At 64.6% G+C, this 13141-nt stretch carries 12 protein-coding genes; 4 read left to right on the top strand and 8 right to left on the bottom strand.

Translation table 11 applies throughout. From position 1 onward, the window contains the following. Positions 1 to 51: 51 nt before the first annotated feature. A complete protein-coding gene (locus ACLF6L_RS11680; protein ID WP_412851724.1) occupies positions 52 to 1668 on the bottom strand; it encodes a methyl-accepting chemotaxis protein in 1617 nt (538 codons plus the stop codon). Positions 1669 to 2026: 358 nt separating this feature from the next. Between ACLF6L_RS11680 and ACLF6L_RS11675 the strand changes: the two genes are divergently transcribed. Further along, positions 2027 to 3664: a fatty acid--CoA ligase gene (locus ACLF6L_RS11675; protein ID WP_412851723.1), complete on the top strand. Its 1638-nt coding sequence runs from the start codon at positions 2027 to 2029 to the stop codon at positions 3662 to 3664. Position 3665: 1 nt separating this feature from the next. Here the strand turns inward: ACLF6L_RS11675 and ACLF6L_RS11670 are convergent, their stop codons facing one another. From ACLF6L_RS11670 to ACLF6L_RS11645, 6 genes are all read right to left on the bottom strand, one after another. Next, positions 3666 to 4970, bottom strand: coding sequence for a DUF3422 family protein (locus ACLF6L_RS11670; RefSeq protein WP_412851722.1), 1305 nt, complete (start codon positions 4968 to 4970; stop codon positions 3666 to 3668). 17 nt (positions 4971 to 4987) lie between these two features. Then, positions 4988 to 5425: an ACT domain-containing protein gene (locus ACLF6L_RS11665; protein WP_090209239.1), complete on the bottom strand. Its 438-nt coding sequence runs from the start codon at positions 5423 to 5425 to the stop codon at positions 4988 to 4990. Positions 5426 to 5452: 27 nt separating this feature from the next. After that, positions 5453 to 6787 carry a phenylacetate--CoA ligase family protein gene (locus ACLF6L_RS11660; protein ID WP_008932551.1) on the bottom strand — a complete coding sequence of 445 codons (1335 nt, stop codon included), beginning with the start codon at positions 6785 to 6787 and terminating at the stop codon, positions 5453 to 5455. Beyond that, the gene (locus tag ACLF6L_RS11655) at positions 6788 to 7294 is read right to left on the bottom strand and encodes an indolepyruvate oxidoreductase subunit beta (protein ID WP_238615821.1); all 507 of its coding nucleotides are present in this window, start codon (positions 7292 to 7294) and stop codon (positions 6788 to 6790) included. Between the two features lie 30 nt (positions 7295 to 7324). Next, the gene (locus ACLF6L_RS11650; RefSeq protein WP_412851721.1) at positions 7325 to 8956 is read right to left on the bottom strand and encodes a thiamine pyrophosphate-dependent enzyme; all 1632 of its coding nucleotides are present in this window, start codon (positions 8954 to 8956) and stop codon (positions 7325 to 7327) included. Between the two features lie 203 nt (positions 8957 to 9159). Beyond that, on the bottom strand, positions 9160 to 9489 hold the full coding sequence (locus ACLF6L_RS11645; protein WP_412851720.1) for a high-potential iron-sulfur protein: 330 nt from the start codon (positions 9487 to 9489) through the stop codon (positions 9160 to 9162). A 219-nt stretch (positions 9490 to 9708) separates the two neighbouring features. On the opposite strand from ACLF6L_RS11645, the gene ACLF6L_RS11640 reads away from it, so the two are divergent. Genes ACLF6L_RS11640 through ACLF6L_RS11630 form a run of 3 tightly spaced genes read left to right on the top strand, consistent with a single transcriptional unit; the run spans position 9709 to position 12148 of the window. Then, positions 9709 to 10098, top strand: a complete 390-nt coding sequence (locus ACLF6L_RS11640; RefSeq protein ID WP_412851719.1) for a nuclear transport factor 2 family protein — start codon at positions 9709 to 9711, stop codon at positions 10096 to 10098. Next, positions 10098 to 10667, top strand: coding sequence for a lipocalin family protein (locus ACLF6L_RS11635; RefSeq protein ID WP_412851718.1), 570 nt, complete (start codon positions 10098 to 10100; stop codon positions 10665 to 10667). Before ACLF6L_RS11640 ends, ACLF6L_RS11635 begins: the two co-directional genes overlap by 1 nt. Further along, entirely contained in the window at positions 10664 to 12148 is a 1485-nt protein-coding gene (locus ACLF6L_RS11630) for a helicase HerA-like domain-containing protein (protein WP_238615826.1), read from the top strand. The genes ACLF6L_RS11635 and ACLF6L_RS11630 overlap by 4 nt, the downstream gene beginning before the upstream one ends. Here the strand turns inward: ACLF6L_RS11630 and ACLF6L_RS11625 are convergent. Then, positions 12145 to 13089, bottom strand: coding sequence for a class I SAM-dependent methyltransferase (locus ACLF6L_RS11625; protein ID WP_412851717.1), 945 nt, complete (start codon positions 13087 to 13089; stop codon positions 12145 to 12147). The genes ACLF6L_RS11630 and ACLF6L_RS11625 overlap by 4 nt on opposite strands. Between the last annotated feature and the right edge of the window lie 52 nt (positions 13090 to 13141).

The raw sequence follows: 13141 nt of genomic DNA, 5'->3' as shown, positions 1-13141 counted from the left end.
GTGGGGCTGATGGTCACGCGGGGCGGGCCCATGGCCCGCCCCGCGTCGTTTTCACACCTTGAACCGGCCCACCAGATCCTGCAGTTCGTCCGCCAGTCGGGCCAGCTGTTCGGAGGCGAGGGTGGTTTCCTCCGCGCCCTGGGCGTTGAGTTCGGCCGCATCGGAAATGCTGGTCACATTGCGGTTCATCTCCTCGGCCACGGCGCTTTGCTCCTCGGCGGCACTGGCCACCTGGGCGTTCACGTCGCTGATGGTGGTGACCGCCAGGGTAATGGCATCCAGCGAGGCATCCGCCTGGGCGGCGCTGTCGCGGCTGGCCTGGGCCGACTGCCGGCTTTCGTCCATGGCCGTCACCGCGCGACGACTGGCCTGCTGCAGCCGTTCGATCATGGCCTGAATCTCCTGGGTCGAACTCTGGGTGCGGTTGGCCAGGGAGCGGACCTCGTCGGCCACCACGGCGAAGCCGCGACCGGCCTCGCCGGCACGGGCCGCCTCGATGGCGGCATTGAGCGCCAGCAGGTTGGTCTGTTCGGCAATGCCCCGGATCACGTCCAGCACCTTGCCGATCTCCTCGCTGCCGTTGTCCAGTTCACGGATGACATCGGCCGCCTTCTGCACTTCCTTGGCCAACTGCTCGATGCGCTTCATGGTGCCGGAGACAATATGCTTGCCTTCCTGGGCCGCCTCTTCCGCCTGCCGGGTGGAATCCGAGCTTTGCTGGGCGTTGCGCGCCACCTCATGGGCGGTACTGTTCATCTCGTTCATGGCGGTGGCCAGCTGATCGATCTCGCTGCGCTGGCGGGAGACGCCGTCGTTGGTGCGCTCGGTGACCGAGGCCAGATCACTGGCGGCCCTGGCCAGTTGACTGGTGGATTGCAGGACCCGGCTGATCAGGTCGCGGAAATTGTCCATCATGGCGTTGAAGGCCTGTGCGGCCTGGCCGATCTCGTCCTTGCCGTGGATGGGCAGACGATGGGACAGGTCGCCGTCGCCCTGGGCGATGCCCTGCAGCCCGCGGGTCATTTCATGCAGGGGGTTGGTGACGAAGCGGCGGGTGAACAGGAACAGGAACAGCAGCACCGGCAAACTGATCAGGGTGGCCACGGCAAGGAAGTTGAAGCCGAACCGACGCGAGGCGGTATTGACATCCTCAAGGCTGATCTGCAGGCTCACCCCGCCCAGCACCGCGCCCTCCGGCGCCACCGCGTGACACAAGGTGCAGTTCTTGCCCAGATACTGGCGTGAATTCTTCACCGGCATGACCGCCCGCAGGGTGGAGCGATCTTCGGAAAGGGCAATGTAGGGCTCTCCGGTTTCCAGCACGTTGCGCTCGATGGCATCCCGGGGTCTTTCATGCTCGCCGCCGGGACCGTACTGGCGGGAGACGTTATCACCGCGCAGCACCCTGAGATCGTGGACGTTCTGGAGTTCGATGATCTGGTCGAGGAATTCGGCACGCCGATTGATGGTGCCGGTGATCATCATCGTGGTCAGGCCGGCCATGGTGATCTCATGCAGGGTCTCGGAAAAAGACTCTGCCTGACGAACGGCCGTTTGCCGCTGTTCCTGGACCGTCCAGAAGGTCATGCCGCCCCAGGCCAGCACCAGGATGAGCCACATGGCCCCCACCAGGCGGACCCAGATCGGCAAGTCATTGATACGCTGCATGTTGGTTCCCCAGGATACCCATTGATCATTGCGGCACTGCCCTGAACAGCCCCTGCATGGAGTAGATATCGGCCGCGTTGGCAAGAAGTTGATGGCCTGTTGCCGGCAGAGTCGCGCGGCAAGGCATTTTTCCGGATCGACAGTACTCGTCCCGTGGTGACACATCGGGCCGATCCTTGGAAACATCCTGTCGGGAAGGCTAATGTGGACTGTACGACGGCTTATTGTGCGCCGTATCGGGCGATCAGGTTTTGAGTTTTGTCATTGAGCCCCATTACCGGCAGAGAATGTCCGACAATCGGTGCGGATGCATCCTGTATAGTCTCAGGCAACGTTGCCCACAAGGAGATTTCATGCCATGCCCATGGGTTCCCTGCCTGCGCTGCTGATCAAGCACCTGCTGTTTTCTCCCGTCCATTACGATCCGGCGCAAGAGATCGTCTACAAGGGCGAGCATCGTTTCAGTTATGCGGAGTTTCGGCAGCGGGTCGCCCGGCTGGCGGCCATGCTCAAAGCCCAGGGCGTCGAGCCGGGGGATACCGTGGCGGTAATGGACTACGACAGCCATCGTTACCTGGAGTGCTACTTTGCCGTGCCCATGATCGGGGCCGTGTTGCACACCATCAACGTGCGACTGTCCAGCGAACAGCTGGTCTATACCATCAGCCACGCCGAGGATGATCTGATCCTGGTCCACGACGAGTTCATCCCCTTGCTGGCCCCGATCCGCGGCCGGATCGAATCGGTGCGGAAGTTCATCCGGCTGACGGATGAAACCTCCGACGAAAGCGACGATCGGGTCGATCCGGCGGGACTGAATTTCGTGGGTGAGTACGAGCAGCTGCTGCAGGCGGCACAGCCCCTGGAGACCTTCCCTGACCTGGACGAGAACACCCGGGCTACCTGTTTCTACACCACCGGTACCACGGGTCTGCCCAAGGGGGTGTATTTCAGCCATCGCCAGCTGGTGCTGCATACGCTGACCAGCCTGCTGACTCTGGCCTCCAACGGCACCCAGGGGCGTTTTCACCGGGAAGACGTCTACATGCCCATCACACCCATGTTCCATGTCCATGCCTGGGGCATCCCCTACATGGCCACCCTGCTGGGGGTGAAGCAGGTCTATCCGGGCAAGTACATCCCTCACCAGCTGGCCCGGCTCATCGAGACGGAAGGGGTCACCTTCAGCCATTGCGTGCCCACCATTCTGCACATGCTGCTCAACGATGCGAAGAATGCGGACTGTGACCTCTCGCGCTGGAAGGTGCTGATCGGCGGTTCCAGCCTGCCCAAGGCCCTGTGCCGTCAGGCCATGGGCCGTGGCGTGGACATCTATACCGGTTACGGCATGTCCGAGACCTGTCCCATCCTCACCCTGTCCCAACTGAGCGATGACGAACTGGCATTGCCGATGGACGAACAGATCGAGCGCCGGGTCCGCACCGGCCGTCCGCTGCCGCTGGTGGCCTTGCGCGTGGTGGATGCCGAGGGCAGGGAAGTGACGGCCGATGATCATGCCCCGGGCGAGGTGCAGGTCCGTGCGCCCTGGCTGACCCGTGGGTACCTGAAGGACGAAAAACAATCCGAGCGTCTTTGGGCCGGTGGCTGGCTGCATACCCACGACGTGGCTTGCCGCGACCATACCGGCAGCATCCGCATCACGGATCGCACCAAGGACGTGATCAAGGTGGGCGGGGAATGGCTCAGTTCCCTGGAGCTGGAAGATGTGCTCATGCAGCACCCGGATGTCTCCGAGGTGGCGGTCATCGGACAGCCGGCGGCGCGTTGGGGCGAGATCCCCCTGGCCCTGGTGGTGCCCCGTGCCGGCACCGAGCCGGGTGAGCGCGAACTGACCCACCATGTCCGTGAGTTCGTGGACAAGGGCATGCTGCCCAAGGAGTCCATCCTGCTCAAGGTGCGCTTCGTGGATCAGGTGGACAAGACTTCCGTGGGCAAGACCAACAAGGTGGCCCTGCGGGAGAAATACCTCACCTGATCTATTCGCCGTGTCCCTGCATCAGGCGCTTCTTCACCCGTTTGAGGAAGAACCAGGCACTGAGTACCACGATGGGCATGGCAATCCCCATGCCCAGGGTGGCGTTGACGGGCAGACCCTGGGACTCCAGGCCCTTGAGCAGGTACCCCACCAGGCCCACGCCGTAATAACCGATGGCGATGACCGACAGGCCTTCCACCGTCTCCTGCAACCGTAGCTGCAGCTTGGCGCGGCGGTCCATGGATTCGAGCAGGTTGCGGTTCTGGGCCTGCAGGCTCACCTCCACCCGAGCCCGCAGCAGGGCGGTGAGACGGGCCGCCCGCTCCGCCAGGTCCCGTTGCCGGCTGCCCACGGATTCGCAGGTGGCCACCGCCGGCGCCAGCCGGGCATCCAGGAATTCGGTGAAGGTCTGCAGGCCGACGATACGCCGTTGACGCAATTGTTCCAAACGCTGCTTGACCACCCGGTAATAGGCCTTGGAGGCCTCGAAGCGGAAGGTGGTCTGGGCCGCCGCCGACTCGATTTCCGCCGCCAGGCCGGTCAGTTCCGCCAGCAGTCGGCTTTCCACCGGCTGGCCCGGGGTCTGGGAGGGTTGCTCCGTCATGACGGCGGCCAGTTCCGCCAGACGTCGGTCCGCCATGTCCAGGGTGCGGCTGACCTTGCGTGCCACGGGCAGGGCCAGCAGGGTCATGGAGCGGTAGGCGTTGAGTTCCAGTACCCGCTTGACCATGCGGCCGGCCTGGGCATCGGTGAGGCCTTCGTTGCGCAGCAGGATGCGGGCATAACCGTCGGTGTGGATGCGCAGATCCGACCAGGCCCGTCCCAGTCCCCCCACCACTTCCGAGCCGATGATGATGTTGTGACCGAACAGTTCGGACAGCTCCGCCGGGCTGCGTTCGGGCATGTCCTTCGACTCCAGCGCCACGGAAACGGCGCTGACCAGCTCCCCCGGAGAGGCCGCCAGCCACTGGGGCGGCAGCCGCTCGATGACCGGGTTGTCAAAGGGGTGCGTGTAAGGTCCGGGCTCGGTGAAGGTATAGGTGACGAACTCGGTATGCCGCTCCCAGTGCAGGCGGATGCCGCCCAGATCCGCCACGTGGTACTGACCCACGGACTCCGGCACCGGGGCACCGAAGAACTCCAGCAGCTTGATCAGGTGCCCGGTATTGCGGCCGCTGCCCCGTTCCCCGCAGATGAAGGCCAGGTGCGAGACCCTGGCCGGTGCCTTGATGGGCTCAAAGGTACGGGCATGCAGCTCGGTGGTGACCGCATGGCGCAGGGGGTGTTCCTTGAAGGGCAGCGGCATGGCCGTGAGCGTCCTGTTTATTCCACCGCGGCGAAGAGTGCTTCGGCTTCGATCACATGGCAACCGGCGGCCGAGAGGGCGTCGATGGCCCGGTCCGGTTCCTCGAAGCGGAAGATCAGGGCGGCCCGGTGGTTGCGCCGCAGGGAGAAGGCGTACATGTACTCGATCTTGAGTTCCGCCTTGCCGGCCGCCTGCAACACCTCGGCCAGGCCGCCGGGACGGTCCTCCACGTCCACCGCCACCACCTCGGTGAGCTTGACCACCCAGTCATCCGCCTTGAGTACCTGCGCGGCCCGCTCCCAGTCGCGCACGATCATGCGCAGGATGCCGAAGTCCGAGGTGTCCGCCAGGGACAGACTCAGGATATTGATGCCTTCCCGGGACAGCAGGGCCAGGGGCTCGGCCAGGTGCCCGGGACGATTCTCCAGAAACACGGAAAGCTGTTGCAGCTTCATGAAGCGATACTCCTTGATGCGGGCCGACTAGATGGCACGCTTGTCGATCACCCGCTTGGCCTTGCCTTCGCTGCGGGCGATGGTGCGGGGTTCCACCAGGCGCAGGGCCACGCGGATGCCGATGATCTGCTCGATGGCCTTGGCCAGTTCGGCGCGGACATCCTCCAGGGCGCGGACCTTGTCGCTGAAGACTTCGGGCGTCACTTCCACTTCCACCGCCATCTGGTCCAGGCCATGGTCGCGGGTGAGGATGATCTGGTAGTGGGGCAGGGTGCCTTCCACCGCCAGCAGCGCCGCTTCCACCTGGGACGGGAACACGTTCACACCGCGGATGATGAACATATCGTCCGAGCGGCGTCCCACGCGACGGATACGGCGCAGGCTACGGCCGCAGCCGCAGGTCTCGGTGATGATGCGGGTGATGTCGCGGGTGCGGTAGCGGATGATGGGCATGGCCTGCTTGCTCAGGGTGGTGAGCACCAGTTCCCCTTCCTCGCCGTCGGGCAGCACCGCGCCGGTCTCCGGATCGATGATCTCCGGGTAGAAGTGATCCTCGAAAATGTGCAGGCCGTCCTGGTGCTCGCACTCGCTGCCCACCCCGGGGCCGATGATCTCCGACAGGCCGTAGATGTCGTAGGCCCGGATGCCGGCCCCTTCCTGGATACGCCGGCGCATTTCCTCGCTCCAGGGTTCGGCGCCGAAGATGCCGGTGTGCAGGGGCAGTTCCCGCAGGTCCAGCCCCATGTCGTTGGCCCGTTCGATCACATGGATGAAGTAGCTGGGGGTGGCGCAGACGGCACTGACGTTGAAGTCCTTCATCACCATCAGCTGGCGCTCGGTGTTGCCGCCGGAAACGGGGATCACCGTTGCCCCCAGGGCCTCGGCCCCGTAGTGGGCGCCCAGACCGCCGGTGAACAGGCCGTAGCCGAAGGCGTTCTGCACGATGTCGCCCCGGTGCAAGCCGCAGGCGGCGAAGGTGCGGGTCATCACCTCGGCCCAGACATTCAGGTCTTCACGGGTGTAGGCCACCACGATGGGCTTGCCGGTGGTCCCGGAGGAGGCGTGCAGGCGCACGATCTCGCTCATGGGGCTGGCAAACAGGCCAAAGGGGTAGGTGTCGCGCAGATCCACCTTGACGGTGAACGGCAGCTGGGCGATGTCGTCCAGGGTCCGGATGTCCGCCGGGGTCAGCCCCCGCTCCCGCATGCGGGAGCGGAACAGGTCCACGTTGTCGTAGGCGCGGGTCACCACGGCGCGCAGGCGCCGTAGCTGCACTTCCCGCAGGCGTTCCACGGGCAGATAGTCGGGTGCACTGGCAGGGTGGAATCCACCCTCCACGTCGTTCCAGCGTTCGCTCAGCATTCAAACCCCCTCGATCACTTCCGGGCGGGACAGTCCCGCCCCCAGTTTGCGCCCCAGGGCAAAGGCGTGTTCATTGACGGCATGGAGCTTGGGCGGGAAGCATTGATGGATGGCCGCCACCCATTCCTGTTCGGAGAAGTCCATCACCATGGAGGCGGCACCCAGCAGGGCCACATTCAGGCTCTTGCGATTCTTCAGCTCGCCCTCCGGGATCAGGTCCGGAGTGATCAGGACGCCGCCGGGACGCAGCCAGCCCAGGTTGAGATCCACCTGAGTGGATTCGAACACCATCAGGAAATCCGCCTCGCCCATGGGCACCATGGGGCTGAGGACCTGTTTGCCGAAGCGCACGTCGGTGGTGACGGAGCCGCCACGCTGGCTCATACCGTGGACTTCGCTCTTCTTGACCTGCAACCCGCTGGAGAAGGCGGTGGTGGAGAGCAGGTCGGATGCCTTGACCACGCCCTGTCCGCCCAGGCCGGCCAGCACTACGTTGGTAACTGCCATTGATGATCCCCTAAAGATTCGTTGGATGGGTCATTCCACCGGTGCGGCCGCACAACCGGCAGCACAATGCTTTTCCGCCTCGGCCTTTTCCAGCTTGCGGATCAGCGGTGCCGCCAGGATGCAGGGCCGCTCGGCGATCAGCACGGACAACTCGTCCCGGGCCATCATGTCCTTGAGGATCTCCTCGAACTTCGCTTCATCCTTCTGCGGATCCACCACCTCGACGTTCTTCACGCCCATGGCCTTGCACACGGCCACGAAGTCCATTTTGTTGGTCGGTTCGTGGTTCAGGCTGCGGCCGGTCCCCGGATGTTCCTGGCGTCCGGTCATGGCGGTGGTGCTGTTGTCCACGATCAGGACCACATGGCCGGTGGGCGGCGGGTTGTACACCATTTCGGCGATGCCGGTCAGGCCGGAGTGCACGAAGGTGGAGTCACCGATGACGCTGACCACCCGCCGGGCCTCGGCCTCGGGCAGCACATGCCGCAGGCCCAGGCCCACGCCGATGGCGGCGCCCATGCACACGCAGGTGTCCATGGCCTCAAAGGGAGGCAGCACGCCCAGGGTGTAGCAGCCGATGTCGCCGGCGACGATGCAGTCCAGGCGGCTCAGGGCCTCGAACACCTCCCGGTGGGAGCAGCCCTGGCACAGTTCCGGGGGTTTGCCGCGGGGACGGGGCGCCTCGGGGCTCACATCGCCGGCGATGATGCGACGCACCCGGGTCACGTTCAGTTCACTGAAGCGGTACATCTCCGGCTTGCCTTCCACCTTCAGTCCGGCCACCGTGAGGGCTTCGTACAGCAAATGATCCCCTTCCTCGATGACGATGCAGCGGTCCACGCTGTTGACGAAGTCGGTGATCATCTGCATGGGCAGCGGCCAGGTCAGTCCCAGGGCCAGCACGGTGGCATCGGGCGCGGCCTCGCGGGCGTGCATCACCGAGATGCCCGAGGCAATGATGCCCAGGGACTTGTCGCCGGGATAGATGCGGTTCAGACCGCTCTCTTCGTTCCAGCGGGCGATTTCTTCCATTTTGGCGCGGACCTTGTGGTGCGCCGGACGGGCATAGGCGGGAATCATCACGCGGCCGGGGATGTCCCGCTCGAAATGAGGCGCCATGGTGGACGGCCGGGGTTCACCCGGAATCACTTCGGTCTTGGCGTGACAGATGCGTGTGGTCATGCGCAGGATCACCGGGACCCGCCAGCGCTCGGAGAGTTCGAAGGCGGCCAGGGTGAAGTCATAGGCCTCCTGGGAATCGGAGGGCTCCAGCATGGGCACGATGGCGGCGCGGGCGTAGTGGCGGTTGTCCTGCTCATTCTGGCTGGAGGCCATGCCCGGATCATCGGCGGAGATCAGCACCAGGCCGCCGGTCAGGTCGATGTAGGCGGCGGTGAACAGGGGGTCGGCGGCCACGTTCACACCCACGTGCTTCATCGTGACCAGGGTGCGGCCGCCGGCAAAGGAGACGCCCAGGGCCACTTCCAGGGCCACCTTCTCGTTGGGGGACCACTGGGCGGGTCCGCCGATCAGGGAGAAGGCTTCCAGGATCTCGGTGGAGGGGGTGCCCGGGTATCCGGTTCCGAGGCGTACACCGGCATGCAGGGAGGCCAGCGCGACTGCCTCGTTGCCGCTCAACAAAAGACGTTCGGTCGATGCCATGGTTTAGCTGCTCTATGTAGACATTGGGGCCACACCCACTGTCCGGCAGGCCGGAAAGGCGGGCAGACAGCCCGGAAGTCTACATCATTCAGCGTGTGGGGCCACCCTTGGCTGGGTCAATTTTGGCGTGCCCTCAAATCCATGGCTCTCCCCCCAATCCCTCTCCCGCGAGGGGAGAAGGAGATGAGGGGAGGGGGGCGACCTTACGACCGCGCCACCCAGGCCGTGCACCAGCCCTTGGCGGCCACCTGCTGGCCGGGGAACACGGCACAGGGACCCCAGTCACCACCGGTATCGGTGTACAGCAGACAGTTGGCGCAGTTGCTACCTTCCACAAAGGCCGGATGGTCCACCGTGGCGGCATCATGGCGATAGGCCAGGGCCTGGGCCGTGTCCGAGTTCTCGTCCACCTTGGTGGCGGCCTGTGCGGCGGTGGCCCAGCCCAGGGCGCCCACCACCGGAACAGCCACCAGGCCATAGGCACCGAACTGCAGGAAACGGCGGCGGCTCACGTTGTCGTTCAGGGTTTTCATGGTCATTCTCCTTCTCGCTGAAGTTTCAGAACACTGGCCGGGGAGATGACGGTCCTTCCTCCAGCCTCGGGTACAGTTTCCTCCCGCATGGCTGAACACAACATGAACGAGACGAAGGCCACGTGTCGGACCCGGCACGTGGGTCGGGCCTTGCTCCCTTGACACCCCCGGGTGCCCGGGCTAGCGTCAATCGCTACCGTGAGAGGTTGCCTGGATCCAATGACGTCATTTGCCGAACATCCGGCCCCGGCAACGGTGGTCGATCATTATCTGCAAGCCATCGAGCGGCATGACTATGACCGTGCGCGCGCCTTGCTGGACGAGCGGTCATTCCGCTACGTCAGCCCCATCAGTCGCTTCGATGACGTCGAGCGTTTCATCGAACACATGTCGCTGACCGGCGGCATCCTGCAGCGCATCGAGATCCGCAAGCAGTTCGTGGATGGGCCTGATGTGTGCCATTTCATGGTGTTCCATGTCCAGATCTCCGAAAAGATGAAGGTCGACGTGGTGCAGTGGGCGCAGGTCAGGGAAGGGCGTATTGCAAGGATCGAAGCCCTGTTCGACGCCCATCCCTACCGCATCCTGTTTGAAAGCGAGGCAAACTGATGAACTACGGGCTTTCCCGCAACACCCTGTCCGTATGGGCGCGTCTGTGCCTGTCCGCGACGGCCCTGTTCCTGCTGGCCGGCTGCACCGGCATCCCCAAGGGCGTGGAGCCGGTCCGGGGGCTGGAGGCCGAACGCTATCTGGGTACCTGGTACTCCATCGCCCGGCTGGATCATTCCTTTGAACGGCGCCTGACCGATGTCACGGCCCATTACGAACTGCGCGAAGACGGCGCCATCAGCGTGCTCAACCGGGGCTATCACCCGGATCGGGAGGTCTGGCGGGAGGCGCGAGGCGTGGCCCGGTTCATTGAGTCTCCCACCGTGGGCCGCCTCAAGGTATCCTTCTTCGGACCGTTTCATGGCGCTTACAACATCATTGCCCTGGACAAGGACGACTACCAGTACGCCATGGTGACCGGTCCCACCCGTTCCTATCTCTGGATCCTGGCGCGCAGCCCCGAACTGGACCCCGACGTGGTCCGGCGGTTGGTCGCGCAGGCCCGGGAACTGGATTACGACGTGGACGGACTCATCTACGTGACCCATGAACAAGGAGACCGCCCTTGAACGCACATCCCCTGCTGATCGGTGCCGCGGACGGCCACCCGGTGGCCATCACCCCGCGCATGGCCAATCGCCACGGCCTCATCGCCGGCGCCACCGGTACCGGCAAGACCATCACCCTGCAGACACTGGCCCAGTCCTTCTCGGACCTGGGGGTGCCGGTGTTCGTGCCGGACATCAAAGGTGACTTTTCCGGCATCGCCGTCCCCGGCCAGATGAATGACCGGGTACGGGAACGGGCAGGGCAGGTGGGCCTGGATGACCTGGACATGCACGGCGCCCCCACCGTGTTCTGGGATGTGTTCGGCGAACAGGGCCATCCCCTGCGCCTGACCATCGCCGACCTGGGACCCACCCTGCTCAGCCGGCTGATGAACCTCAACGAGACCCAGAGCGGGCTGATGCAGCTGGTGTTCCGGGTGGCCGACGACAACGGCTGGCTGCTGCTGGACCTGAAGGACCTGCGCGCCATGGTCAACTGGGTGGGGGAGCAGCGTCAGACCTTGAGCCGTACCTACGGCAACATCGCCCCCGCCAGCCTGGGGGCCATCCAGCGCAGTCTGCTCACCCTGGAGTCCCAGGGCGCGGAGCAGTTCTTCGGTGAGCCGGCGGTGACCCTGGAGGATTTCCTGCAGACCGACGAGCAGGGGCGGGGCGTGGTCAACATCCTGCACGCGGAGCGTCTGTACCGGGCCAGTCCCCTGGTGTACTCCACCTTGCTGCTGTGGCTGCTGTCGGAGCTGTTCGAGCAGTTGCCCGAGGTGGGCGACGCGGACAAGCCCCGTTTCGTCCTGTTCTTCGACGAGGCCCACCTGCTGTTCAAGGATGCCCCCAAGTCCCTGACCGACCGCATCGAGCAAGTGGTGAGGCTGATCCGGTCCAAGGGGGTGGGGGTGTATTTCGTCACCCAGAATCCCCTGGATCTGCCCGAACCGGTGCTGGGGCAACTGGGCAATCGCATCCAGCATGCCCTGCGGGCCTTCACCCCTCGGGATCAGAAGGCGGTGAGGGCGGCGGCACAGACCTTCCGGGCCAAGCCGGGCCTGAATACGGAGGCGGAGATCCTGTCCATGAGCACCGGCACCGCCCTGGTTTCCGTGCTGGACGAGCGGGGCCAGCCCACGCCGGTGGAGCGCACCCTGATTCGCCCCCCCGCCAGCCGCATTGGCCCGTTGAACGATGCCGAGCGGCGGGCGCTGATTCAGTCCTCGCCCCTGGCAGGTGTCTACGACACCCCGGTGGATCGGGAATCGGCCTATGAAATCCTGCAGCGACAGGCGGAAGCGGCCCTGAGCGAACCCACCACGACGGTCACCACCCAGCAGGCGGCGCGCAGTCGTCGCGGCAGTGGCGGCGGTGCATCCCGGCGGGGCGACAGCGTGCTGGCGGCCACTGCCAAGAGCACCGCCCGGGCGGTAGGCACCCAGATCGGGCGCCAGATCGTGCGGGGCCTGCTGGGTTCTCTAACGGGGAAGCGGCGCTAATCCTCCAACCGCCGGATGATCCAGCATCGGTGCGGTCGGCCGCGACCGAAATCCTCGGGCACGGTCTGCCGGGTGATCTCCTCCACCCGGCAGGGGGCCAGTTCGTCCTCATAAAGCTTGAAACCGCGCCGATTGTTGGAAAAGAACAGCTCCCCATGGGCCGAAAGCAGACCCAGGCAGCGGTTGATCATCCAGGCATGATCCCGCTGCACATCCAGTGTCGCCGTCATCTTCTTGGAATTGGAAAAGGAGGGCGGGTCCATCACGATCAGGTCATAGCGCCGGCCCAGTCGCGGCGCATCCTCCAGCCACTGCATCACATCCACCCGCTCCAGCCGATGACGCGTCAGGTCCAGCCCGTTGAGCTGGAAATTCCGCAACGACCACTCCTGATAGGTCCGCGACAGGTCCAGGGTTAGACTCTCCGAGGCGCCCCCGGCCGCCGCATGCACGGAAAAACTCCCGGTATAGGCAAACAGATTCAGAAACCGCTTGCCCTGACTGCGTTCCCGCACCATCGCCCGGGTTTGGCGATGATCCAGGAACAGCCCCGTGTCCAGATAGGCGTGCAGGTTCACCGAGAACCTCAGTCCGTCCTCCGACACGATCAGCTCATCACCTTCCTGCCCGGTCTTCTCATACTGCTCGGTCCCTTTCTGGCGCCGCCGGACCTTCATCGCCAGCGCCTCCGGCGACAGCCCGAAAACGGCCCCCACCGTCTCGCGGACCTCCTTCAGCCAGGTGTCATAGGCGGCGTCATCCGCCTCCCAACGGGTCTCGTAAACCTGCACATGGGGGATGCCGGCGTACACATCCACCGCCACGGGATACTCCGGGATGTCCCGGTCATAGACGCGGAAGCACTCGACGCCTCGCCGTCTGGCCCATTTTGACCAGTGGCGAAAGTTCTTGGATAAACGGTTGTGAAAAGGTGAATTCATGGTTCGGATATGCTGCGATTATGTATCCTGTGAATCAAGCGGTTTTATCACC

Source organism: Ectothiorhodospira shaposhnikovii, from assembly GCF_047222355.1.
Lineage (GTDB): Bacteria > Pseudomonadota > Gammaproteobacteria > Ectothiorhodospirales > Ectothiorhodospiraceae > Ectothiorhodospira.
This window is presented reverse-complemented; position numbering and strand designations above follow the sequence as displayed.